This is a genomic window from Thauera humireducens (assembly GCF_001051995.2).
Lineage (GTDB): Bacteria > Pseudomonadota > Gammaproteobacteria > Burkholderiales > Rhodocyclaceae > Thauera > Thauera humireducens.
Window position 1 is genome coordinate 611,671 of record NZ_CP014646.1, and the last position, 23,996, is coordinate 635,666.

At 68.8% G+C, this 23,996-nt stretch carries 19 protein-coding genes; 9 read left to right on the forward strand and 10 right to left on the reverse strand.

Annotation, left to right across the window (positions count from 1 at the left end; genetic code table 11):
- Positions 1-588 (reverse strand): TetR/AcrR family transcriptional regulator, encoded by a 588-nt coding sequence (locus AC731_RS02945; protein WP_048709143.1) that lies wholly within the window; start codon positions 586-588, stop codon positions 1-3.
- Positions 589-717: 129 nt separating this feature from the next.
- Here AC731_RS02945 and AC731_RS02950 point away from each other — a divergent pair, with 129 nt between their 5' ends.
- Positions 718-1,893 carry an MFS transporter gene (locus AC731_RS02950; protein WP_048709145.1) on the forward strand — a complete coding sequence of 392 codons (1,176 nt, stop codon included), beginning with the start codon at positions 718-720 and terminating at the stop codon, positions 1,891-1,893.
- A gap of 25 nt (positions 1,894-1,918) precedes the next feature.
- Here the strand turns inward: AC731_RS02950 and AC731_RS02955 are convergent, their stop codons facing one another.
- Genes AC731_RS02955 through AC731_RS02965 form a run of 3 tightly spaced genes read right to left on the reverse strand, consistent with a single transcriptional unit; the run spans position 1,919 to position 6,936 of the window.
- Positions 1,919-3,058 (reverse strand): ABC transporter permease, encoded by a 1,140-nt coding sequence (locus AC731_RS02955; RefSeq protein ID WP_048709147.1) that lies wholly within the window; start codon positions 3,056-3,058, stop codon positions 1,919-1,921.
- 12 nt (positions 3,059-3,070) lie between these two features.
- Positions 3,071-5,851 (reverse strand): ribosome-associated ATPase/putative transporter RbbA, encoded by a 2,781-nt coding sequence (gene rbbA / locus AC731_RS02960; RefSeq protein WP_156480632.1) that lies wholly within the window; start codon positions 5,849-5,851, stop codon positions 3,071-3,073.
- A 17-nt stretch (positions 5,852-5,868) separates the two neighbouring features.
- Positions 5,869-6,936 carry an HlyD family secretion protein gene (locus AC731_RS02965; RefSeq protein ID WP_048709151.1) on the reverse strand — a complete coding sequence of 356 codons (1,068 nt, stop codon included), beginning with the start codon at positions 6,934-6,936 and terminating at the stop codon, positions 5,869-5,871.
- Between the two features lie 228 nt (positions 6,937-7,164).
- On the opposite strand from AC731_RS02965, the gene AC731_RS02970 reads away from it, so the two are divergent.
- From AC731_RS02970 to AC731_RS02985, 4 genes are all read left to right on the forward strand, one after another.
- The gene (locus AC731_RS02970) at positions 7,165-8,304 is read left to right on the forward strand and encodes an ABC transporter permease (protein WP_048709153.1); all 1,140 of its coding nucleotides are present in this window, start codon (positions 7,165-7,167) and stop codon (positions 8,302-8,304) included.
- A complete protein-coding gene (locus tag AC731_RS02975) occupies positions 8,301-9,116 on the forward strand; it encodes an ABC transporter ATP-binding protein (RefSeq protein WP_048709155.1) in 816 nt (271 codons plus the stop codon). Before AC731_RS02970 ends, AC731_RS02975 begins: the two co-directional genes overlap by 4 nt.
- Positions 9,117-9,202: 86 nt before the next feature.
- On the forward strand, positions 9,203-10,147 hold the full coding sequence (locus AC731_RS02980; RefSeq protein ID WP_048709158.1) for an MlaD family protein: 945 nt from the start codon (positions 9,203-9,205) through the stop codon (positions 10,145-10,147).
- On the forward strand, positions 10,144-10,818 hold the full coding sequence (locus AC731_RS02985; protein WP_048709159.1) for an ABC-type transport auxiliary lipoprotein family protein: 675 nt from the start codon (positions 10,144-10,146) through the stop codon (positions 10,816-10,818). Before AC731_RS02980 ends, AC731_RS02985 begins: the two co-directional genes overlap by 4 nt.
- 19 nt (positions 10,819-10,837) lie before the next feature.
- Here AC731_RS02985 and AC731_RS02990 read toward each other — a convergent pair whose 3' ends face one another.
- On the reverse strand, positions 10,838-14,044 hold the full coding sequence (locus AC731_RS02990) for an error-prone DNA polymerase (protein ID WP_048709161.1): 3,207 nt from the start codon (positions 14,042-14,044) through the stop codon (positions 10,838-10,840).
- A 201-nt stretch (positions 14,045-14,245) separates the two neighbouring features.
- Here AC731_RS02990 and AC731_RS02995 point away from each other — a divergent pair, with 201 nt between their 5' ends.
- From AC731_RS02995 to gltX, 4 genes are all read left to right on the forward strand, one after another.
- Entirely contained in the window at positions 14,246-15,217 is a 972-nt protein-coding gene (locus tag AC731_RS02995) for an ABC transporter substrate-binding protein (protein WP_004253343.1), read from the forward strand.
- A 91-nt stretch (positions 15,218-15,308) separates the two neighbouring features.
- Positions 15,309-16,199, forward strand: a complete 891-nt coding sequence (locus AC731_RS03000; RefSeq protein ID WP_004253346.1) for an ABC transporter permease — start codon at positions 15,309-15,311, stop codon at positions 16,197-16,199.
- 1 nt (position 16,200) lies between these two features.
- Complete coding sequence (locus AC731_RS03005; RefSeq protein ID WP_048709163.1) at positions 16,201-16,995, forward strand: ABC transporter ATP-binding protein; 795 nt, start codon at positions 16,201-16,203, stop codon at positions 16,993-16,995.
- 76 nt (positions 16,996-17,071) lie between these two features.
- Positions 17,072-18,484 carry a glutamate--tRNA ligase gene (gltX, locus tag AC731_RS03010; protein WP_048709165.1) on the forward strand — a complete coding sequence of 471 codons (1,413 nt, stop codon included), beginning with the start codon at positions 17,072-17,074 and terminating at the stop codon, positions 18,482-18,484.
- Positions 18,485-18,564: 80 nt separating this feature from the next.
- On the opposite strand, the gene AC731_RS03015 is transcribed toward gltX, so the two are convergent.
- The 5 genes from AC731_RS03015 to AC731_RS03035 form a co-directional block, all read right to left on the reverse strand.
- On the reverse strand, positions 18,565-19,002 hold the full coding sequence (locus AC731_RS03015) for a phasin family protein (protein WP_004253351.1): 438 nt from the start codon (positions 19,000-19,002) through the stop codon (positions 18,565-18,567).
- Between the two features lie 153 nt (positions 19,003-19,155).
- On the reverse strand, positions 19,156-19,803 hold the full coding sequence (locus tag AC731_RS03020) for a response regulator (protein ID WP_004253354.1): 648 nt from the start codon (positions 19,801-19,803) through the stop codon (positions 19,156-19,158).
- A gap of 11 nt (positions 19,804-19,814) precedes the next feature.
- Entirely contained in the window at positions 19,815-20,939 is a 1,125-nt protein-coding gene (locus tag AC731_RS03025) for a PAS domain-containing sensor histidine kinase (protein WP_048710526.1), read from the reverse strand.
- A 178-nt stretch (positions 20,940-21,117) separates the two neighbouring features.
- Positions 21,118-23,037, reverse strand: a complete 1,920-nt coding sequence (gene mnmC, locus AC731_RS03030) for a bifunctional tRNA (5-methylaminomethyl-2-thiouridine)(34)-methyltransferase MnmC2/FAD-dependent 5-carboxymethylaminomethyl-2-thiouridine(34) oxidoreductase MnmC1 (protein ID WP_048709167.1) — start codon at positions 23,035-23,037, stop codon at positions 21,118-21,120.
- A gap of 37 nt (positions 23,038-23,074) precedes the next feature.
- Positions 23,075-23,995, reverse strand: coding sequence for a DUF808 domain-containing protein (locus tag AC731_RS03035; RefSeq protein ID WP_048709169.1), 921 nt, complete (start codon positions 23,993-23,995; stop codon positions 23,075-23,077).
- Position 23,996: the final 1 nt, after the last annotated feature.

The window sequence follows — 23,996 nt, forward strand, 5'->3', positions numbered from 1 at the left end:
TCAGGGTTCGAGCAGATGCTGGGTGGCCGCCCAGGCATGCTCGAGCGGGCTTTCGTCGCGGTGCAGCTTGGCCAGCAGGCTGGCGCCGAGCCAGAGCTGGTACAGCGTGCGTGCCGTGGGCAGGGGCTCGAGCGCCGGCAGCGAGCCGTCGGCGACGCCGCTCTCCACGCAGTCGGCGAGGCGGCTGATGATGCGGTCGGTGCCGTCGCGCAGCGTGAGCCGCATCGCTTCCGACAGGTCCGCAACCTCGGCGCCGAGCTTGACCACGAGGCACTTCTGTTCGTTGCAGTTTTCCTGCGCCTGGGTGCTGCGCCACTGGCCGAAATAGCGCAGGAGCTGCGTCCTGCCATCCAGCCCGGGCGTGCCGAACAGGGTGTCCAACTGGCCCAGGTAGTTGTCGAAGTAGTCCTGCAGCAAGGCCTGGCCGAAGGCCTCCTTCGACTTGAAGTAATGATAGAACGAGCCCTTGGGCACGTCCGAGGCCTGCAGCAGTTCCGCGAGACCGACGCAGGAGAAGCCCTTGGCCGCGATCATGCGGTTACCGGTGTCGAGGATGTGCTGGCGGGTATCGGTGTGGCGAGAACTCATGGCGGCGGATCATACGCGCAAATTAGACCGGTCGTCTAGTCTTGCTGGCCGCGAAGGTGAACGCGGGTGGAACCTCGATCCCTTAAAGCGGTACATTTCAGTCTCGCATCAGAAAACAAGAAACTGCTCATGAAGAAGAACCTCTGGCTGCTGGCCATCGCCCAGGGCCTGTTCCTGACCAACAACGTGGTCTTCATCGCCATCAACGGCCTGGTGGGCCTGACCCTGGCGCCGCTCGCGTGGATGGCAACCCTGCCGGTGATGGGCTACGTGGTCGGCGGTGCGATGTCCACCGGCCTGGTGGCGCGCAGCCAGCAGCGCTGGGGACGCAAGACCTCCTTCCAGCTCGGCCTGCTGGTGGCGCTGCTGACGGCGCTGCTGTGCGCGCTGGCCCTGTACCTGCGCAGCTTCTGGCTGCTGGTGGCGGGCACGTTGATCGCCGGCTACTACAGCGCCAACGGCCAGCTCTACCGCTTCGCCGCCGGCGAGCTGGCGCCGGCGTCCTTCCGCGAGAAGGCGGTATCGCTGGTGCTGGCGGGCGGATTGCTGGGCGCGGTGGTCGGCCCCAACCTGGCCAATTACACGCGCGAGTCGATGGGCGCGCCTTTCCTCGGTTCCTATCTCGCGCTGGCCGTCGTCGCCCTGGTCTCGATGGTGGTGATGGCCGGTATCCGGTTTCCGCCCGAGCCGCCCAAGGCCGCGGGCAGCGATGGGGGGCGTCCGCTGGGCGAGATCATGCGCCAGCCGGTGTTCATCGTCTCCACCGTGGGCGCGGCGCTGGGCTATGGCGTGATGAACCTGCTGATGGCGGCAACGCCGCTGGCGATGGACGTGTGCGGCATGCCGTTCTCGGATGCGGCGCTGGTGCTGGAATGGCACGTGATCGGCATGTTCGCGCCGGGCTTCTTCACCGGCCACCTGATCAAGCGCTTCGGCGTGCTGCAGGTCATGGGCGTGGGCGTCGCGCTGAATTTCGCCTGCATCGCGGTCGCGCTGTCGGGGCAGGACCTGCACCAGTTCCTGATCGGTCTGTTCCTGCTCGGCGTGGGCTGGAACTTCCTCTTCACCGGCAGCACCACGCTGGCGATGCAGGCCTATCGCCCCGAGGAAAAGGACAAGGCGCAGGCGGCGATCAACTTTGCGGTGTTTGCCACCATGGCGGTGACCTCGTTCGCGTCCGGCGCGCTGGTCACGACCCAGGGCTGGACGCTGTTGAACGTGGGTTCGCTGGTGCCGGTGGTGCTGACCGGCGTGGCGCTGATCTGGCTGGCGATGCGTCGCCGGCGCGAGGCGGCCAGCGCCTGAGCCGGGCAGCGGGGGCGGCCCGCGTTCAGCTCTGCATCTTGCCGATGGTGCTGCGCAGGCGGTGGTGGGCGAGGGCGAAGAAGAGTGTGCCGATGGCTGCCACCATCAGGAATTCCGGCCACACGACGTCGATGCCGGCGCCTCGGAACAGCACGCCCTGTGCGAGGCTGACGAAGTGGGTGGTCGGCGTCAGCGACATCAGCCCGCTGACGACGTCGGGCATGCTCTCGCGCGGCGTCAGTGCGCCGGACAGGATCTGCAGCGGCAGCAGCACCAGGATGCTCATCAGCCCGAATTGCGGCATGTTGCGCGCCAGCGTGCCCATGAAGACGCCGATCGAGGCCGCCGCGAACAGGTAGAGCAGGGTGGCCGCGCCGAACAGCACGGCCGAACCCGGCACGACGACGCCGAGCACGCCCTTCACCACCACCTGCAGCGAGAAGGACGAGGCGATCAGCACCACGACGCCCATCGACCACACCTTGGACAGCATGATCTCGAAGGGCGTCACCGGCATCACCAGCAGGTGCTCGATGGTGCCGTGCTCGCGCTCGCGGATCAGCGCAGCGCCGGTCAGCAGGATGCCGAGCAGGGTGATGTTGTTGATGATCGCGGTGACCGCGGCGAACCAGCTTTCGGTGAGGTTGGGGTTGAACATCGCGCGCTCGACCAGTTGCACCGGCTGCACCGCGGTGCTGCGGTAACGCTGCACGAAGGCGCGGATCTCGTCATTGACGATGTTCTGGATGTAGCCGGTGCCGGTCTGCGCCTGGCTCTGGCGCGTGGCGTCGACGTTGAGCTGCAGCGCGGGCGCGCGCCCGGCCAGCACGTCGCGCTGGAAGTTGGGCGGGATGTCGAGCACGAAAGTGTGCAGGCCGGCGTCCATGCCCTTGTCGATGTCGGCCAGCGCCACGTGTTCGGGCGGGATGAACTGCGGCGGCTGCAGCGCGGCGATGATGCGGGTGGAGAGTTGCGACTGGTCCTCGTCGACGACCGCGATCGAGGCGCGGTGCAGGCTCTCGGGCTTGGCGCGGGCGTCGGCATACACCGACACGGTGAACATGAACACGATCAGGAACAGCATCGTCCAGTCGCCGAGCAGGCTGTGGAATTCCTTGATGCCGAGGTGCCAGGTGTTGTGCAGCGTGCGCTTGCGCGTGGCCATGGTCCGTCCTCCTCAGCGCGCCTGTTTCTTCAGCAGCAGCGCCGAAGCCACTGTCAGCACCGGAATCGCCACCAGCAGTGGCACGAAGGAGGCGCCCAGGTCGCCGAAATCGAGCGCCTTGGCGAAGGTGCCGCGGCTGATGGTGAGGAAGTGCGTCGTCGGGTAGATCTGGCCGAGCACTGCGCCCGCGCCTTCGAGCGAAGACACCGGGTCGAGCATGCCGGAGAACTGGATCGCCGGCAGCAGGGTGCCGATCGAGGTGCCGGCCATTGCCGCGACCTGGCTGTTGGTCAGCGTCGACATCAGCAGGCCCAGGCCAGTGGTGGCGGTGACGTAGATCAGGGCGCCGAGGAAGAACGCTGCCAGGCTGCCCTTGAACGGCACGTCGAAGAGCGTGACTGCGAGCACGAACATCAGCATGCAGTTGAGCATCGACAAGCCGATGTAGGGCAGCTGCTTGCCGAGCAGGAATTCGAGCTTGGTCACCGGCGTGGTGTAAACGTTGAGGATGGAGCCGAGCTCCTTCTCGCGCACCACGCCCAGCGCGGTGAGCATGGAGGGGATGAAGACCAGCAGCATCGGGATCACCGCCGGCACCATGGCGATGAGGCTGCGCATCTCGGGGTTGTAGCGATAGCGCACGGCGATGTCGGCCAGCGCGGCGGGCCGCGTACCGGTGGAGGCGGTGACCGCCTCGGTCAGCGTCTGCGCATGCACGCCCATCACGTAGCCGCGCGCCACCTCGGCGCGCATCGGCATGGCGCCGTCCAGCCACACGCCGATCTCCGGTCGCGCGCCGCGCGCCAGGTCGCGACCGAAGCCGGGCGGGATCTCGATGGCCATCGCCAGCTCGCCCGCGCGCATGCGGCGGTCGATGTCGGCATGGCTTTCCAGCGGCGGCTTCTCGAGGAAATAGCGCGAGCCGGCGATGTTGAGCGTATAGCTTTCGCTCGCCGTGCTGCGGTCGAGGTCGAGCACCGCGTAGCTCAGGTCCTCGACGTCGGTGCTGATGCCGTAGCCCATCACCAGCATCAGGATCACGGTGCCGAGCAGCGCCAGCGTCAGGCGGAAGGGGTCGCGCCGCAGCTCGGTGGCCTCGCGCATGCTGAAACTGAACAGGCGGCCAAGGCTGAAGCGGGCGGCGCGGGCGGGGGCCGTCGGGTGGGGCGCAGGGGCGGCGGCAGTGCCGTCGGACACGGTCGCCGGGGCGTCGGGCGGCAGCAGTTGCACGCCGCTCGCTTCGGCCAGATAGCCGACGAAGGCGTCTTCCAGGCTGTCGGCGCCGCGCCGCGCCATCAGCGCGGCCGGCGTGTCGCTGGCGAGGATGCGGCCGGCGTGCATCAGCGAGATGCGGTCGCAGCGCTGGGCCTCGTTCATGAAGTGGGTGGTGATGAAGATCGTCACGCCGTCCTTGCGCGACAGGTCGACGATCAGCGCCCAGAAATGGTCGCGCGCCACCGGATCGACGCCGGAGGTCGGCTCGTCGAGGATCAGCACGTCGGGCCGGTGCAGCACCGCCACCGCCAGTTGCAGGCGCTGGCGGATGCCCAGCGGCAGCGCGTCGGGCAGGGCGTCCATGATCGGCTCGAGATCGAAACGGCGGGCCAGCTCGGCGATGCGCGCATCGCCCGCGGCCTGCGACAGCTCGAACAGGCGTGCATGCAGTTGCAGGTTGCGCCGGACCGACAGTTCTCCATACAGCGAGAAGGCCTGCGACATGTAGCCGACGCGGCGGCGGGTGTCGATGTTGCGTGCGTCGAGCACCTCGCCGAGCAGGCGCGCCTCGCCGCGGCTGGGCGGCAGCAGGCCGGTGAGCATCTTCATGGTGGTGGACTTGCCGCAGCCGTTCGAGCCGAGGAAGCCGAAGATCTCGCCACGCCGCACCTGCAGATTGACGTCGTCGACCGCGATGAAATCACCGAAGCGCATCTGCAGGTCGCGCGCCTCGATGACGACCTCGCCGGCGGTGAGCGGCGGAATCGTCAGCGCCTCGTGGTCGCCGCGGCGCTCGGGCGGCAGCAGCGCGAGGAAGGCTTCTTCCAGCGTGTCGGTGCCGGTCTGGCCGCGCAGTGCGGCCGGCGTGCCGGTGGCGAGCACGCGGCCGGCGTCGACCGCCACCAGCCAGTCGTATTGCTCGGCCTCTTCCATGTAGGCGGTGGCGACCAGCACGCTCATGCCCGGACGGCGCGCGCGGATGCGTCCGATCAGTTCCCAGAACTGGCGCCGCGACAGCGGATCGACGCCGGTGGTGGGTTCGTCGAGGATCAGCAGGTCGGGATCGTGGATCAGCGCGCAGCACAGGCCGAGCTTCTGCTTCATGCCGCCGGACAGCTTGTTGGCCGGGCGGTCGGCGAAGTCGGCGAGGCCGGTGGAGGCGAGCAGTTCGGCGATGCGCTCATCGCGTTCGGCGCGTGACTGGCCGAACAGGCGGCCGAAGAAATCGATGTTCTCGAACACCGACAGTGTCGGATAGAGGTTCTTGCCCAGGCCCTGCGGCATGTAGGCGATGCGCGGACACACGGCGCCGCGGTGGCGCGCGCTGGCCATGTCGCCGCCCAGCACCTCGACCGTGCCGTGCTGGATCTGGCGCGCGCCTGCGATCAGCCCGAGCCAGGTCGACTTGCCGACGCCATCGGGGCCGATGAAGCCGACCATGCGGCCAGCGGGGATGTCGAGCGTGACGCCGTCCGCGGCGAGCACGTCGCCGTAGCGATGCGTGAGCTCTGCGAGGCGCACGACCGGCGGTTGGGCGTCGCCACCGGGCATCACGTGCTGGCGGGTATCCGTTCCCATCGCGCCGCCCTCCCGGGTCACGGCAGCTTCACCTGCAGCGTCTCGGGCCAGGGCTGGGTGTCGTTCAGCCGCACGTGGGCGACGCCAGGCAGGCCGGTCTTGACCTGCTCGGGGTACTTCGCCAGCAACTCGGGATCGACGCGCGCCTTGACGCGGAACACCATCTTCTGGCGCTCGCTCTGGGTCTCGACTGCCTTCGGCGTGAACTGGGCGACGCTGGCAACGTAGGACACGTTCGCGGGAATCACGTAGTGCTGGGCGGCATCGAGCACGATGCGCGCCTCGCTGCCCATCGCCACCCGTCCGGCGGCCATCTCGGGCAGGAAGAAGGTCATGTACACGTCGCCGACATCGACCAGGCTGACGACCTTGCCGCCGCCGGCGACCACCTCGCCCGGCTGCACCACGCGGTACTGCACGCGACCGCTGCGCGGCGCCTTCAGCACGCTGTCCTCGATCTCGGTTTCCAGCCGGGCGACGACGGCCTTGGCCGCCTCGATCGCGGCGCTGGCTTGCGCCACCTGGGCGTCGGCGGCGCGCACGCCGGCCTGCGCGGCGGCGATCTGGGCGTGAGCCACGCTGATGTTGGCCTCGGCGTTGCGCACGCGCGCGGCGTTGTCGTCGGCCACCTGCTCGGAGATCGCGCGATCGGCGCGCAGGGCCTGCGAGCGCGCGCTGGTCTTGCGCGCGATGTCGAGTTCGGAGCGGCGCTGCACCAGCACCGCCTCGGCCATCGCCACGTCGGCCTTGCGCTGGGCGACCTGGGCGAGCGCGGTCTCGCGCGCGCTCCCGGCATTGGCGACTTCGGCCCGGGCCTGGGCGAGCTGGGCCTCGAGCGCCTTGGCGTCCATGCGGGCCACGATGTCGCCGGCCTGCACGAAGTCGCCTTCATTGACGAGGATGTCCTGCACCCGACCGGCCACCTTCGCGGCCACGTCGACCTCGGTGGCTTCGATACGGCCATTGCCACGGACGACGTTGCCGTCCTCGTCCTGCGGGCGCAGGAATGACCACGCGACGATGGCGGCGAGGGCAAGACCTGCAGCGAGGATCCATGCTGTCTTGCGTCTGTTTTGGTTTTTCATGGCATCTTTCCGGTCTGTGGGCCGCGGCACATGGCCGTGGCCGGGTCGTCGGGCCGCTGCAGACGGGGCGCGGCGCGCGTGACGGTGATGACACTCTAACAAGATTTGCTGCACTGCACCTTGATTCGCCCGCTTGACGGCGCCTGCGGTGTGACAATCTGTGCGTGATGACGAATTGGTGAGGATCTCGATGGACGCAAGGCGGGTCAGGAAGGAGTGCGGAGCGCGATGACGAGCGCAGGCGAAGGCGCGGTCGAGTTGTCCCGCAGCGCGGGCGAGAGCCGTCTGGCGCTGAGCGGCGACTGGACGATCGCCCATTACGGTGCGCTCGCGTCGCGCGTCGCGGCCTTGCGGTCGCAGGTCGAGCCCGGCACGCGCATCGAGGTCGCCGCGCTGGGCGCGCTCGACACCGCCGGCGTGGCCTTGCTGCACGATCTGCTGGGCGCCATGCACCTCGCGCACCTGGCCGGCGATGCGAGTCCGCTGGGCGCGGAACGGCGCGCGCTGCTCAAGGCCGTGGCGGATGCCCTCGCGAGCGAACCCGCTGCGCCCGTGCGTCGGGGCTACGCGCTGGGCGACGTGCTCGAGCATGTCGGCCGCACGACGGTGGTGTTCTGGCGCCATGTCGTGGATATCGCCGGCTTCATCGGCATCACGCTGCAGACGGCCTTCGCTGTGCTGCTGCGGCCGCGATGCTGGCGCATGACCTCGCTGGTCGCCAACCTCGAGCGCACGGCGCTGGATGCCGTGCCCATCGTCGCGTTGCTGACCTTCCTGGTCGGTGCGGTGGTGGCCTTTCTCGGCGCCACGGTGCTGGCGGAGTTCGGCGCCAGCATCTTTACCGTCGACCTGGTGGCCTATTCCTTCCTGCGCGAGTTCGGCGTGCTGCTGACCGCGATCATCGTCGCCGGCCGCACCGCGAGTTCCTTCACCGCGCAGATCGGCTCGATGCGCGCCAACGAGGAGGTGGACGCGATCCGCGTGCTCGGGCTCGACCCGGTCGAACTGCTGGTGCTGCCGCGGGTGGCGGCCTTGCTGATCGCGCTGCCTATGCTCACCTTCGTCGCGATGATCTCCGGCATCGTCGGCGGCATGCTGGTGTGCGCCGCGAAGCTCGACATCTCGCCGGTGATGTTCCTGTCGGTGGTGGAGAACAACGTCGGCATCACGCATTTCCTGGTCGGCATGGCCAAGGCGCCGATCTTCGCCTTCCTCATCGGCATCATCGGCTGCCTCGAGGGCTTTCGCGTCAGCGGCAGCGCGCAGTCGGTGGGCGAGCACACGACCTCGGCGGTGGTGCAGTCGATCTTCACCGTGATCGTGGTCGATGCGGTGGCGGCGCTGTTCTGCATGGAGATGGGCTGGTGAAACGCCCTGGCGAGAACATCATCGAGGTGCGCGGCGTGCGCAACCAGTTCGGTGCCCAGGTGGTGCACGACGGGCTGGACCTGGACGTGCGCCGTGGCGAGATCCTGAGCGTGGTGGGCGGGTCGGGCACCGGCAAGTCGGTCCTGCTGCGCACCATCGTCGGCCTCAACCGGCCGGCGGCGGGCACGGTCAGCGTGTTCGGCGAGGACCTGCTGACGCTGCCACCCGCGCGTCGCAGCGCGGTCGAGCGTCGCTTCGGCGTGCTGTTCCAGAAGGGGGCGCTGTTCTCGTCGCTGACAGTGGCCGAGAACGTGGCGCTGCCGCTGATCGAGCATGCCGGGCTGAAGGCGGCCGATGCCGCGCGGCTGGCGCGGCTCAAGATCGCGCTCGCCGGGCTGCCGGCCAATGCCGGCGACAAGTATCCGTCGGACCTGTCGGGCGGCATGGTCAAGCGCGCGGCGCTGGCGCGCGCGCTGGCGCTCGACCCGGACATCCTGTTCCTCGACGAGCCCACCGCCGGCCTCGACCCGATCGGCGCGGCGGCCTTCGACCAGCTGATCCTCACTTTGCGCGACGCGCTCGGGCTGACGGTGTTCATCGTCACCCACGATCTCGACACCATCTACACCATCACCGACCGCATCGCCGTGCTGGCGCAGAAGAAGGTGCTGATCAACGACACGCTCGCGGCGGTGGCCGCCACCGACGATGCGTGGATCCGCGAATACTTTCACGGGCCGCGCGGCCGTGCCGCTGCGGACGCAGCACAGGCGAGCGGCTGCGAACCCGAATCCACACCGGAGCAAACCTGAGATGAAACGATCCCCACGCACATTGCGTTCGCTGTTCACCAAGGAGGCGCAGGCCGCCCTTGGGTCGACCCGGCGGGAGGCCTGACATGGAAACGCGTGCCCATCACGTGCTGATCGGCTTCTTCACCGTGCTGGTGGTCGGCGCGGCGTTGCTGTTCGCGCTGTGGCTCGGCAAGGCCGACGCCGACAAGCAGTTCCAGAGCTACGACATCGTTTTCCAGGAGGCGGTGAGCGGCCTGTCCAAGGGCAGCACGGTCGAGTTCAACGGCATCAAGATCGGTGACGTCTCCAGCCTGCGGCTGGACCCGCAGGACCCGCGCCGGGTCATCGCCCGCGTGCGCGTCGATAGCGCCGCGCCGGTGCGCACCGACACCCAGGCCCGGCTGGTGCCGGCGGGCATCACCGGGATGTCGATCATCCGCCTGAGCAGCGGCGAGAACATGGCGAGCCCGCCGCTGACCGCCGCATCGGGAGACGAAGTGCCGGTCATCATCGCCACGCCGTCACCGCTGACCAAGCTCCTGGCCGACGGCGAGGACGTGGTGCTGAACGTCAACGAACTGCTGATCCAGGCACGCGAGCTGTTCTCGGCCGACAACGTCGACAGCATCGGCCGCACCCTGCACAACCTGGAACAGGCGACCGGCACGATCGCAGCCGAGCGCGAGGAGATCTCGCTGGCGCTGCGCGAGCTGGCGCGCGCCAGCGGGCAGGCCAACGCCGCACTGGTCGAGGCGACGAAGCTCGTCGGCGCAGCCAACCGGCTGGTGGACGTGCATGGCGCGCAAACACTGAAGAGCGCGCAGCAGTCGATGGCGGCGTTCGAGCGCGCCATGCTGACGGTGGATGCGCTGGTCAGCGACAACCGCGGCGCGCTCGACAGCGGCGTGCGCGGTGTGGCCGAACTCGGCCCGGCACTGGCCGAGCTGCGCGACACGCTGGCCTCGCTGCGCGCCATCACACGTCAGCTCGAGAACAGACCGACCGACTATCTGCTCGGCCTCGAGCCAGTGAAGGAGTTCACGCCATGAGCGTCCGCAAAGCCCATGTTTCGTCCCTGAACCGGATCGCGGCCCGTGCCGGCCTCGTTGCCGTGATCGTGCTGTCCTCGGCCTGCTCGGTGCTGCCACGGCCCGAGCCCGTCGACACCTATCTGCTGCCGGGCGCGCCGGCGAGTCGCATGGCTGCGCAAGGGCAGGGGGAGCAGGCCCTGCCCGTGTCGCTGCGGGTGTCCCGCCCGGTGGCGGGCACGCAGCTGTCCGGCCAGCGCATCCTCGTCGTGCCCGACGCGAACCGCGTCAGCGTGTACAAGGGCGCGAACTGGAGCGAACCCGTGCCGGTGCTGCTGCGCGATCGCATCGTCGAGGCCTTCCGCAGCGACGGCCGCATCGCGGCCCTGAGCAGCGATGAACAGCGGCTGCAGGCGGACTACGAGATCGCCAGCGAACTGCTGGCCTTCCACAGCGAGTACCGCGACGGTGCGCCCGAGGTGGTCGTGCGCCTGGACGCGCGCCTGGTCCAGCGCGACGGGCGCCGGATCGTCGCCTCGCGGCTGTTCGAGGCGCGCCAACGCCCGGCGGGCGTGGCGGTGCCGCAGGTGGTGGCGGGCTTCGGCGAGGCATCGACGGCGGTGACAGGCGCGTTGGTGGACTGGGCGGCTGGCGAGATCGCACGCTGCCTGCCGAAGGCCTGCGCCGACTGAAATCGCGCGTGGGGCGCGCTCAGTGAAAGTCGCGGCTCCTGGCCTGCAGCGTGCCCAGCAGTTCGGAGTGGTCCACCACCCGGCTCGCCACCAGATGCACGACCCGCCCCTGGCGGCTGATCTGGCCGAACACGCCCATCAGCCGCGCGCCGAGCAGGATGCGGCGCTGCTGCTCGAACAGCTCGGGGCGGACGATGACGTTGGTCAGGCCGGTCTCGTCTTCCAGCGTGACGAACAGCGTGCCCTTGGCGGTGCCCGGGCGCTGGCGGCAGGTGACCAGTCCGGCGCCGCGAGCGAGCATGCGGTCAGGCGCGCGGGCGATGTCGGTCGCGGTGAGGAAGCGTAGCCGCGCGAGCTGGTCGCGCACGAATGACAGCGGATGGCGGCCCAGCGTGAAGCCGAGGCGGGCGTAGTCGGCGAGCAGGTCCTCCGTCTCGGCCGGGGCGGCGAGGCTGACGGCCGCATCTCCCCCCGGCGCATTGGCCAGCACGCCGGGCAGGGGGGCAGCGCCGCTGGCCTGCCACAGCGCCTGGCGGCGATGACCGGCCAGCGTGGCCAGTGCGCCACCGGCGGCGAGCGTGCGCAGCGCGCCGGCATCGAGCCGGGCGCGAGCGGCGAGCTCCTGCACGTCGGCGAAGGCGTGCGAGCGGCGGGCCGCGGCGATGCGGGCGGCGGCATCCTGCCCGAGGCCGTGGATCATGCGCAGGCCGAGGCGAACGGCGGGCTGTGGCTGAACGGGGGGGGTGGCGCCGGCATCCGTCGGTGCGGGCGTCGTCGGGTCCGAGATCTGCACGCCTGCCGGCTCCAGCGTGCAGTCCCAGTCGCTGACGGTGACGTCCGCCGGGCGCACTTCCACGCCGTGGCGGCGTGCGTCCTGGATCAGCTGCGAAGGCGAATAGAAGCCCATCGGCTGGCTGTTGAGCAGCGCGGCGAGGAAGGCGGCGGGTTCGAAGCACTTCAGCCAGGCCGAGGCATAGACCAGCAGCGCGAAGCTGGCGGCGTGGGATTCGGGAAAGCCGTAGCTGCCGAAGCCCTCGATCTGCTGGCACAGGCGCTGGGCGAAATCGGCGTCGTAGCCGTTGTCGGCCAGGCCCTGCAACAGCTTGTCGCGGTAGCGCTCGAGCTCGCCCTTGCGTCGCCAGGCACCCATCGCGCGCCGCAACTGGTCGGCCTCGCCACCGGTGAAGCCGGCCGCCACCACCGCGAGCTGCATCACCTGTTCCTGGAAGATCGGTACGCCCAGCGTGCGCGCCAGCACGCCGCGGATCTCCGCGCGCAGGCCGTCCATCGGGTCTTCGTGCCGCGCCGCGCGTTCGCGCGCGTGCAGGTAGGGATGGACCATGCCGCCCTGGATCGGACCGGGGCGCACGATGGCGACCTCCACCACCAGGTCGTAGAAGCAGTGCGGCTTGAGGCGCGGCAGCATGGTCATCTGCGCGCGCGATTCGACCTGGAACACGCCGACCGAATCGGCGCGCGACAGCATTTCATACACCGCGTGCCGTTCGCGCGGAATGCTCGCCAGCGTCAATGACTGCCCGCGCCAGGCCGACACCAGCGCCAGCCCGCGGCGCAGCGCCGACAGCATGCCAAGCGCGAGCACGTCGATCTTCATCAGGCCGACCGCGTCGAGGTCGTCCTTGTCCCACTGGATCACGGTGCGCTCGGGCATCGCGGCGTTCTCGACCGGCACCAGCTCGTCGAGCCGGCCGCGGGCGATGACGAAGCCGCCGACATGCTGCGACAGGTGGCGCGGAAAGCCGATGAGTTCCTCGGTGAGTGCGACCAGGCGCCGGGTGACCGGGCTGGCGGGGTCGAGTCCGGCTTCAGCCAGGCGCTCGGGCAGGATGCGGCGGCCGTCGAACCAGTGGTGCTCGCGCGTCAGGCGTTCGATCTGCGTCTCGCCCAGGCCGAGCGCGCGGCCGACGTCGCGCAGCGCGCTGCGGGCGCGGTAGCTGATGACGGTGGCGGCGAGCGCGGCGCGGTCGCGGCCGTACTTGCGGTAGATGTACTGGATGACCTCCTCGCGCCGGTCATGCTCGAAATCGACGTCGATGTCGGGCGGCTCGTTGCGCTCGCGCGAGATGAAGCGCTCGACCAGCATGATGCCCAGGGTCGGATCGACTTCGGTGATGCCCAGCGCCCAGCACACGGCCGAGTTGGCCGCCGAGCCGCGGCCCTGGCACAGGATGCCCTGGCTGCGGGCGAAGCGGACGATGTCGTGCACGGTGAGGAAGTAGGGCTCGTAGCCGAGTTCGGCGATCAGCGCCAGTTCGTGTTCGATCTGGGTCCGCACCGACGGTGGTGCCGTTGCGTCCGTCTGGTCGCGGTAGCGCCAGGCCAGGCCGTCTTCCACCAGGCGGCGCAGCCAGCTGGCCGGTGTTGCGCCATCGGGCACGAGTTCGGCCGGGTATTCGTAGCGCAGCTCGTCGAGGCTGAAGCTGCAGCGGGCGGCGACGGCCAGGGTTTCGGCGAGCAGCGCGGGTGGATAGCGGCGGGCGAGGGTGTCGCGGTCGTGCAGCCGGCGTTCGGCGTTGGGGGCGAGCGCCAGGCCCGCCTCGGCCACGCTGCAGTGCAGGCGTAGCGCCGTCATCACGTCGGCCAGCGGGCGGCGCGCGGCGTCGTGCATCAGTGCGCCGCTGGCGGCCACGGCCGGGATGCCGGTGCCACGGGCGATGCGGCGCAGCAAGGTGATGCGTGCGCGGTCGCGGCCGTCGAGCTGCGTCGTCACCGCGATCCACGCTCGACCGGGAAAGTGCTGCGCCAGCCAGGCGGCGTCAGCCTCCAGTGCAAGGTGGTCTTCTGCGCCGTCCTTCAAGGGCGGAAAGCCGGGAGGGGGCACGAGCAGGGCGAGGCAATCGGGACAGGCGCCGTCGAGCATCGCCCGCGTGATCCGGTAGGTGCCCTTGTCGGCGGCGCGCCGGGCGCGGGTGACGAGGCGCGACAGCTGGCCGTAGCCGGCGCGGTTGGTCGCCAGCAGCACGACGCAGGGACCGTCGGCCAGATGCAGCTCACTGCCGATGATCAGCTTCGGGCGATTGTCCTCGGGCAGTGCCTTCAGTGCGCGATGGGCGCGCACGATGCCGGCCAGCGAGCATTCGTCGGTGAGGGCGATGGCCGCGTAGCCGAATGCGGCTGCCTGCGCGACGAGCTCCTCGGGGTGAGAGGCGCCGCGCTGGAAGCTGAAGTTGCTCAGGCAGTGGAGTTCGGCATGTTCGTTCGCCATGTGTTGACTGTAAAAAAATACAGTCATCGAGGCAATGCCGGCTTCCGGATCTCGCCTCGTTCGCTGGCGCAGCGTTCAATTTCGGGTCCACCACAGTCGCCTAAATCATTGATGCCCGGTACACTTCGCAGCCTTGCTCCGCCCCGGCGGAGCGAAGCCTGTCCAACCTTCCTGGCCGAGATGGCCGCAGAGGAGTCCTGAATGCCTTTCATCAAGTCCCGCAAGGTCCTGTTCGGTGCGATGGCGCTGGCTTTTGCGATGGCGGCACCGGTCCATGCTCAGCAGAAATCCGTCGCGATCACCGCCATCGTCGAGCATCCGGCGCTGGATTCCGTACGTGACGGCGTCAAGGAAGCGCTGACCGCCGCCGGCTACGAGGAAGGCAAGAACCTCAAGTGGCAGTACCAGAGCGCACAGGGCAACACCGGCACCGCGGCGCAGATCGCGCGCAAGTTCGTCGGCGACAAGTCGGACGTGATCGTCGCCATCGCCACGCCCTCGGCCCAGGCCGTGGCTGCGGCGACCAAGGACATCCCGCTGGTGTTCTCGGCGGTGACCGACCCGGTGGCGGCCAAGCTGGTGCCCTCGATGGCCGCGTCGGGTACGAACATCACCGGCGTGTCCGATGCGCTCGAACTCGGCAAGCAGATCGAGCTGATCAAGCGCGTAGCGCCCAACGCCAAGCGCGTCGGCATGGTGTTCAACCCGGGTGAGGCCAACTCGGTGGTGGTGCTGGAGCAGCTGCGCAAGCTACTGCCCGAGCACGGCATGAGCCTGGTCGATGCGGCCGCGCCGCGTTCGGTCGACGTCGGCTCGGCCGCCCGCAGCCTGATCGGCAAGGTCGATGTGTTCTACACCAGCACCGACAACAACGTGGTGTCGGCCTACGAGGCGCTGGTCAAGGTCGGCATGGATGCCAAGATCCCGCTGATTGCCGCCGATACCGACAGTGTCGGGCGCGGCGCGGTGGCCGCCTATGGCATGGACTACAAGGCCCTCGGCGTGCAGACCGGCCAGATGGTGGTGCGCATCCTCAAGGGCGAGAAGCCGGGTGCCATCGCCCCCGAGACCAGCAACAAGCTCGAACTGCACGTGAACCCCGGCGCAGCCCGGAAGCAGGGCGTCACGCTGTCCGAAGAACTCGTCAAGGACGCTTCCAAGGTCGTCCAGTAACAACGACCCGCACGCGGCCGGCTGGTGCCGGCCACGGCGGGTGCTTCCCTTCTGAACGCCCGCCAGGTTTCCTCCCCCAACGGTATCCCCCATGTCCCTCTACACCCTGCTCGGGGCGCTGGAGATCGGCCTGATCTTCAGCCTCGTCGCCCTCGGCGTGTACATCTCCTTCCGCCTGCTGCGCTTCCCCGACCTCACCGTCGACGGCAGCTTCCCGCTCGGCGGCGCCGTGGCCGCCACCATGATCGCGGCCGGCTACGATCCCTTCGTCTCGACCATCGTGGCGACCATCGCCGGCGCGGTCGCGGGGCTGATCACCGGCTGGCTCAACGTGCGCCTCAAGATCATGGACCTGCTCGCCAGCATCCTGATGATGATCGCGCTGTACTCGATCAACCTGCGCATCATGGGCAAGCCCAACGTGCCGTTGATCATGGAGCCCACCGTCTTCAACCTGCTGCAACCCGAGGCGCTGGCGGACTACGTGTTCCGTCCGCTGCTGCTGGTGTTCGTGGTGCTGGCGGTGAAGCTGATGCTCGATGCCTACTTCGCCACCCAGAGCGGTCTGGCGATCCGTGCGACCGGCTCCAACGCGCGCATGGCGCGGGCGCAGGGCGTCAATACGGGGCTGGCGGTGCTGGCCGGCATGGCGCTGTCGAACGCGCTGGTGAGCCTGGCCGGCGCACTGTTCGCGCAGACCCAGGGCGGTGCGGACATCTCGATGGGGGTGGGCACCATCGTCATCGGCCTCGCGGCGGTGATCGTCGGCGAGAGCCTGCTGCCCTCGCGCAAGCTCTACCTGGCGACGATCGCGGTGATCGTCGGCGCCATCGTCTATCGCTTCTTCATCGCACTGGCGCTCAACTCGGACTTCATCGGCCTGCAGGCGCAGGATCTCAACCTCGTCACCGCGGTGCTGGTGACGGTCGCGCTGGTGGTGCCCAAGCTGCGCGCCCACTGGTCCGGAAAGAAGGGGAACTGAGATGTTGAAAGCAACCGACCTGCGCCTGACCTTCAACCCCGGCACGCCGATCGAAACCCAGGCCCTGCGCGGCATGACCCTCGAGATCCCGACCGGACAGTTCGTCACCGTGATCGGCTCCAACGGCGCCGGCAAGTCGACCTTCCTCAACGCCGTCTCGGGCGAGCAGCGTGTCGACAGCGGCAGTATCGAGATCGACGGCATCGACATGACCCGCCAGCCGGTGTGGGGGCGCGCGCGCCATGTGGCGCGGGTGTTCCAGGACCCGCTCGCCGGCACCTGCGAGGACCTGACGATCGAGGAGAACATGGCGCTCGCCAAGATGCGCGGCCAGCGCCGCGGTTTCTCCTTCGCGGTCAAGCCGGCGCTGCGCGAGGAGTTCCGCGCCCAGCTTGCCACGCTCGGCCTCGGCCTGGAGAACCGCCTGTCCGACCGCATCGGCCTGCTCTCCGGTGGCCAGCGCCAGGCGGTGAGCCTGCTGATGGCGGCGCTGCAGCCTTCGCGCCTGTTGCTGCTCGACGAGCACACCGCGGCGCTCGATCCGCGCACCGCCGCCTTCGTGCTGGAGCTGACCGTGCGCATCGTCGCCGAGCACAAGCTCACGACGATGATGGTCACGCATTCGATGCGCCAGGCGCTCGACGTTGGCCAGCGCACCGTGATGCTGCACCAGGGCCGCGTGGTGCTGGATGTCTCCGGCCCCGATCGCGAAGGGCTCGACGTGCATCACCTGCTCGACATGTTCGAGAAGGTGCGCGGCGAGGAGGTCGACGACGATGCGCTGCTGCTGAGCTGAGCGCCGGTCCCCCGTCAGCTCCTTTTCAATCCCTTAGAATCCGCGCTTCGCCCGAGCGTCACCAACGAATTCAACCATGTCCCAGTCTCCTGCTTCCCGTCCCGTCCGTACCCGCTTCGCCCCCAGTCCCACCGGCTACCTGCACATCGGCGGCGCGCGCACCGCGTTGTTCTCGTGGGCGTTTGCCCGTCGCCATGGCGGCACCTTCATCCTGCGCATCGAGGACACCGACGTCGCCCGCTCCACCCCCGAAGCGGTGCAGGCCATCCTCGACGGCATGCACTGGCTGGGCCTGGAGCACGACGAGGGCCCGTTCTACCAGATGCAGCGCATGGACCGGTACAAGGACGTCATCCAGCAGATGCTGGCCGCCGGCACCGCCTACCACTGCTACATGTCCTCGGAAGAACTCGACCGCATCCGCGAGGAGCAGCGCGCCCGCGGCGAGAAGCCGCGCTATGACGGCCGCTGGCGTCCCGAGGCGGGCAAGACCCTGCCGCAGCTGCCGGAAGGCGTGCAGCCGGTGGTGCGCTTCCGCAACCCGACCGACGGTGTCGTGGCCTGGGACGACCTTGTGAAGGGGCGCATCGAGATCGGCAACGCCGAACTGGACGACTTCATCATCGCTCGCGCCGACGGCACGCCGACCTACAACTTCTGCGTGGTGGTGGACGACTGGGACATGGGCATCACCCACGTCATCCGTGGCGACGACCATGTGAACAACACCCCGCGCCAGATCAACGTGCTGCGCGCGCTCGGCGCCGAGGTGCCGCTGTACGCCCACCTGTCGATGATCCTCGGCGATGACGGCACCAAGCTCTCCAAGCGCCACGGCGCGGTGAGCGTGATGCAGTACGACGACGACGGCTACCTGCCGGACGCGGTCATCAACTACCTGGCGCGCCTGGGCTGGAGCCACGGCGACGATGAAGTCTTCAGTCGTCAGCAGTTCGTCGAGTGGTTCGACCTCGACCACATCACGCCTTCGGCCGCGCAGTTCAACACCGAGAAGCTCAACTGGCTGAACGCCCAGTACATCAAGAAGGCGGACGACGCTTTCCTGGCCGCGCAGGTGGCGAATCGTCTTGCCCGTCGCGGCGTTAACCCCGAGACCGGCGTGACGCTGGAGGCGGTGGTGGCGCTGTACAAGGATCGTGTCGCGAACCTGAACGAACTGGCCGATTCGGTCGAGTTGTTTGTCGCGGACGTGCATCCGGCGCCCGAGCTCATCGGCCAGCACCTCACCGATGCGGCGAAGGCGGCGCTTGCCAGCCTGCGCGGACGCCTGGCGGGCGCCGACTGGAACAAGGCGGCGCTGTCGCAGGCGATCAAGGACACCATGGCCGAGCACGGCCTGAAGATGCCGCAGGTCGCCATTCCGCTGCGGGTGGCGGTGCTGGGTGTGCCGCAGACACCGTCGATCGATGCCGTGCTCGAGGTGCTCGGGCGCGAACGGGTACTGGCACGTCTGGACCGCCATGCCTGAGCTGGACTGCCTCGCCGCGTAAACGACGAAGGCCCCGGAATTCCGGGGCCTTCGTCGTTCTACCGCGCGCGTTTCGGCGATCAGGCCGCCTTGCGCGTCGTCCGCGTGCTCGCCGGGGTGGCGATCATTTCCAGGCCGGCAGCCGGCGTCAGCTTGGCGACTTCGCCGAACAGCGTCTGCATCGAGCTGCTCATTTCGTTGATGTGACGGGTGCCGATCTCGGCGACTTCCGACTGCGTGCGCAGGCAGATCTCATTCACGTTGCGCAGGTATTCCGCAGCCTGCTCCAGACCCTGGTGTTGCGCGGCGATGCGGTCGGCCAACTGGTTGGGCAGGGCTTCGCCACTGACCGGCAGGCTCTGGGCCGAGGCGAAGGCGCACAGCGAGCGGGCGGCACCGACGTTCAGCGCAATCAGTTGCTCGGTGGCATCGAGCACGATGTCGGTGAGCGACTGGAAAGTCTGCAGGCTGGATTCGGTGGTGGTGGAAAAACGCTGCATGGACGGATGGATGTTCATCTGGTCTTCCTCTCGATTGACTCGGAGCGTGTGTGGAGCCCAGATGCTAATGCCTTGGGCATGAGCCGGATATACCTCGTTCTTGGTGTTTATACGTACCGGAAAACCGGTAGATCGTGTCACGTGGTGGAAAGGTGGCCGAACTTGGAACGCTCAGTCAGCCGCCCGGCATATGCCGTTGACGATGGCGTAGCGGGTGAGATCGGCGACGTTGTGCAGATCGAGCTTGCGCATGATGTTGCGGCGATGGACCTCGACCGTCGACGCCGCAATGTGCAGCCGATCGGCGATGCGCGCCGAGGTATGGCCTTCTGCGATCAGCTGCAGGACCTGACGCTCGCGGGCGGTGAGTTGCCGCGCACTGGCCTGCGCATCGGTGCCGAAGCGCAGGGCGCTGGCAATGGCGCCCGCCACATCCGGGCACAGGTAGGTGCGTCCCTGCCTTACGTTGTGGATGGCGCGCAGCAGTTCGTCGCCCGCGTCGGCCTTGGTCACGTAACCGTGTGCGCCGGCGTTGAGCAGGTCGATGACGAACTGGCGGTCGGCGTAGGCGGACAGGCCGATCACACGGATGTCCGGGCGCACTGCATGCAGGCGCCGCGTGGCTTCGATGCCGTTCATGCCCGGCATGCCGATGTCGATGCAGACGATGTCCACAGGCGCTTGCTCGACGAGCCGCAGCAATGCCTCGCCGTCGGCGGCCTCACCGACCACTTCGATCCCGGGATCGTTCTCCAGCAGCGCGCGCAGGGCGTGACGGAACATCTGATGGTCGTCGGCGAGCACGATGCGTAGCTTCATGGCGGACTCCTTCATGCGGTGCACGGCGGTACCGCAAGTTCCACTTCGATGTCGCATCCCTGATCCGCAGCCGAGCGTAGCTGGAAACGCCCGCCGGCCAGTTCGGCGCGTTCGCGCATGGTGATCAGGCCGAGCCCCGGCCTTGTGCCGGGCTGCCCCAGTTCCGCGGGCTCGAAGCCGCAGCCATCGTCGCTGATCCGCAAGCGGATGCATCCGTCCTCACTGTGCAGGCTGACGCGCACGAGGCTGGCGGACGCATGCTTGGCACAGTTGGTGAGTGCTTCCTGTGCGATGCGGAACAGCAGTGTCTGGAGGTCGGGCGGCAAGCGAATGTCGTCGTCGGCCAGATCGAGCAATACCGCGCTGCCGCTATGACGTGCGACCTGATTGGCGTATTCGCGGATGGCCGGCGCGAGGCCGGCGTAGTCGAGCGTGGCCGGGCGCAGTGTCGTGCAGATCTCGCGGATGCCCGCATCGGTGTCGGCCAGCAGCGCGATGGCATCGTCGAGCAAGGGTTCGAGTTCCGCGCGTACCGGGGCGGGCAGGGCGCCGACCAGATTGGTGAAGGTTAGCTTCAGCGCGGCCAGGTTCGGGCTCGCGTGGTCGTGCAGGGCCGCAGCAAGTTGTCGTCGCTCGCGTTCGCCCACGTCCAGCAGCCGGCGCGACAGTTCGGCCACGCGCGCCACATGGCTCAGGCGTTCCGCCTCGAGGGCCTTGCGTTCGGTGATGTCCTGCACCGTTCCATATAGCATGAACACCCTGCCGCGTTCATCGGCTACCGGAACGATCACGGTGACATGATGCCGCCTTGCGCCTGACGGCAGGATGACTTCCTGTTCAAGCGTGCAGCGTTCGCCGCTGTCGATGGCGTGCCAGAAGGCCGTGCGCGTGAGCTCGAGCGACTCGGCGCCGAAATAGGACAGGGCTTCATTTACGTCCGGCACGCCGTATTCGAGGGGTCGCTCGAACAGCCGGAACAGTTCGGGCGACCAGGTCATGCGCGCGGTGTCGCGCTCCAGGGTCCAGTCGCCGACGCGGGCGAGCGCCTGCGTCGCCGCCAGCCGCCGCTCCACCGCCTCGAGCGCGGATGCGATGTCGGCATCTCGGATGGCGTGGCCCAGGGTGCGGACGGACATGCTCACCTCGTTCGACAAGAAACCTGTCTCTGCCTCGAGCGAAGAGGCCCGTGGCGTCATTCGGCGTTGCGGACGCCAAGCTCCGGCGCACTCGAGGCATGCATGTTACGTACTCGCCCCAATTCTAGGTCATGGCGCCACGGTGTGCCGAGTCAGGCACCTGCAGTGCCGGATTGGATCAGTCCTCCAGGCGGACTGCGCGCGGCGGGCGCAGCAGGAAGCGTGCAGGATCGACGGCATCGCACAGATCGCGTTCAAGGGGCAGGGGGTCTCCCTCGATCTGGCTCGCCAGCAGCTCGGCTGCGATCGCCGACCACACCAGGCCGCGTGCGCCGTAGCCCGACAGCACGTATGCCCCCGGCTGGCGCGGAATGTCGCTCAAGACCGTTCCGCGGTCGATGCCGTGCGCCGCCGGCAGGGCGCCGACCATCGGCAGGCGGTCGGGTGAGGCCGGGCGGAAGCCGACGCGCCCGGCCAGCTGGTCGGCGTCGAACCCGGTCGCTGCGCCGGGCAGCATGTTCTCGAGCTTGGCCAGGTTCTCAGCATGATCGGCGGCGCGCAGTGCGGGCTCGGCATCGTCGACCGCGAACGTCGCGCCGGCGCAACGCACACCATCGACCTCGGGGCTGACGTAGCCGCCGCAGCAGACCACGACGCGTGGCGGGCTGCCGGCGCCGGCGGGCAGGAGGGAAACCTGGCCACGGGCGCTGACGACGGGCAGGCCGTGCGCCACCGGGAAGCGCATGACGCCGGTTCCCGCCGCCAGGATCAGCGTCGGCGCCTCGGCAATGACGCTGCCGTCTGCGGCGAGCGCTTGCCACCGCCCATCCACGCGGGCGAGACCTTCCACCTGGCGACCGAAGTGGGTGCGCAGCGGGGCACTGGCTTCGGCGCGCTGCAGCAGCGCACGGCACAGGCTGGGCGGTTGCACCCAGCCGCTGTCGCTGAAGAACCAGCCGCCGTACTGGACGGCACAGCCTGCGATCGCCGCTGCTTCGGCGCTGTCGACGAAGCGCAGGTGGGCCCGAGGCAGGTCCAGCGCATCGACGACCTTGCGCATCTTGCCCTCCTGCACGCCGTCGCGCGCGAGATGAAGCACGCCGCACGCGTCGGCCTTTGGTGCCAGGCCCTCGCGGTGCAGCCTGGCGATCGTCTGCCAGCCGTACAGGCTGCCGGCGCGGGTCAGCCGGCTCATGCGGTTGTCGTCGAGGCTGGGCAGCGGGCGCAGCACGCCGGCGTGGTTGCCGGAGGCGCCCTGGCCAGGGCCGTCGGCGGCATCGATCAGGTCGATGCGCCAGCCACGCGCAGCCAGCCGCTCGGCAATGCTGCAACCGGCGATGCCGGCGCCGAGGATCAGGGCGTGACGGTCTGGAGTGGACTCGCGCTGTGCGGGCCAGGTGCGGTGGCCGCGCAGCATCTGGCGCTTGCCGCCGAAGCCGGGCGACTTCTCGAGTTCGAAGCCGGCGCGGCGCAGCCCTTCGCGGACCGGGCCGGCGACCGACCAGGTGGCGAGCGTGGCGTCCGGTGCAGCCAGGCGGGCCAGCAGGTGGAAGATGCGCTCGGACCACAGTTCGGGGTTGCGCGCGGGCGAGAAGCCATCCAGATAGAAGGCGTCGGCGCAGAGCGTCAGGCGGTCGAGTCCGTCGCGTGCATCGCCGAGATAGAGCGTCAGGCTGACGCGTCCGCCGTCGAGGTGCAGCCGGTGCAGGCCGGGCGCAAGGACCGGCCAGCGGTCCTGGAGTTCGGCCGCGAGCGGCGCCAGTTCCGGCCAGCGGGCGTGCAGGGTGGCGAGATCCTCGCGGCTGAACGGGTGCAGCTCGCAGGAGATGAAGTGCAGCCGGGCGCAACGTTGCGGGTCGGCTCGCCAGGTCGCCCAGGTGGCGAGGAAGTTGAGCCCGAGGCCGAAGCCGGTTTCGAGGATGACAAAGCGTTCGCGCCCCTGCCAGCGCCGTGGCAGGTCGTTGCCCGCGAGAAAGACATGGCGGGCCTGTCCGAGACCGCCGTCGGCCGAGTGGTAGACGTCGTCGAAAGTAGCGGAGTAGGGCGTGCCATCTGCGGCGAAGGCCAGCCGAGCGGGGATGAGGGGTTTTGCTGCCATGCTGCGACCGGAAGGAAATCGCCTGGTGCGCCGCCGCTCAGTGCGTGGCGGCGCGGCGGGGCAGCAGACGCTTGCCGAGGCCGACGACCACCAGCACCAGGGCGCCGACGACCATCCCGACCACGCCGTCGAGCAGGGTGGGCAGCAGGGCGCCCGTCAGGCCCGTCATGCCGGCCGTGAGGGTTTCGATCAGGTGATGCACCGGCGGAAGACCGTGGCTGAGGATGCCGCCGCCGACCAGGAACATCGCCGCCGTGCCCAGCACCGACAGGGCCCGCAGCAGCCAGGGGGCGAGCCACAGGACGGCCGCACCGATGCCGCGCGCCACCGCATTGCCCATGCGGCTGAGCAAGAGCCCGGCGTCGTCGAGCTTGACGATGCCAGCGACAAGGCCATAGACCCCGATCGTCATCATCACCGCGATGCTGATCAGCACCGCGACCTGCGTGCCGAACGGCATGCCGCCCACCACGCCGAGCGCGATCACGATGATCTCGGCCGACAGGATGAAGTCGGTGCGCACAGCGCCCTTGATCTTGTCCTTCTCCAGCGCGACCAGGTCGACCTCGGGGGCGGCCAGCGCCCTGACCACCTCGCTGCGGTGTCCGGCTTCTTCCTTGCCGTGAAGGAACTTGTGCGCCAGCTTCTCGAAGCCCTCGAAGCACAGGAAGGCGCCGCCCAGCATCAGCAGCGGGGCGATCAGCCAGGGCGCGAACACGCTGATTGCCAGCGCTGCCGGCACCAGGATGGCCTTGTTGAGCAGCGAGCCCTTCGCCACGGCCCACACCACCGCGATTTCGCGGTCGGCGCGCACGCCCGTTACCTGCTGGGCGTTGAGGGCAAGGTCATCGCCCAGTACGCCTGCGGTCTTCTTGGTCGCCACCTTGGTCATCGTGGCGACGTCGTCGAGCACGCTCGCGATGTCGTCGAGAAGCAGGAACAGGCTGCCGCCGGCCATG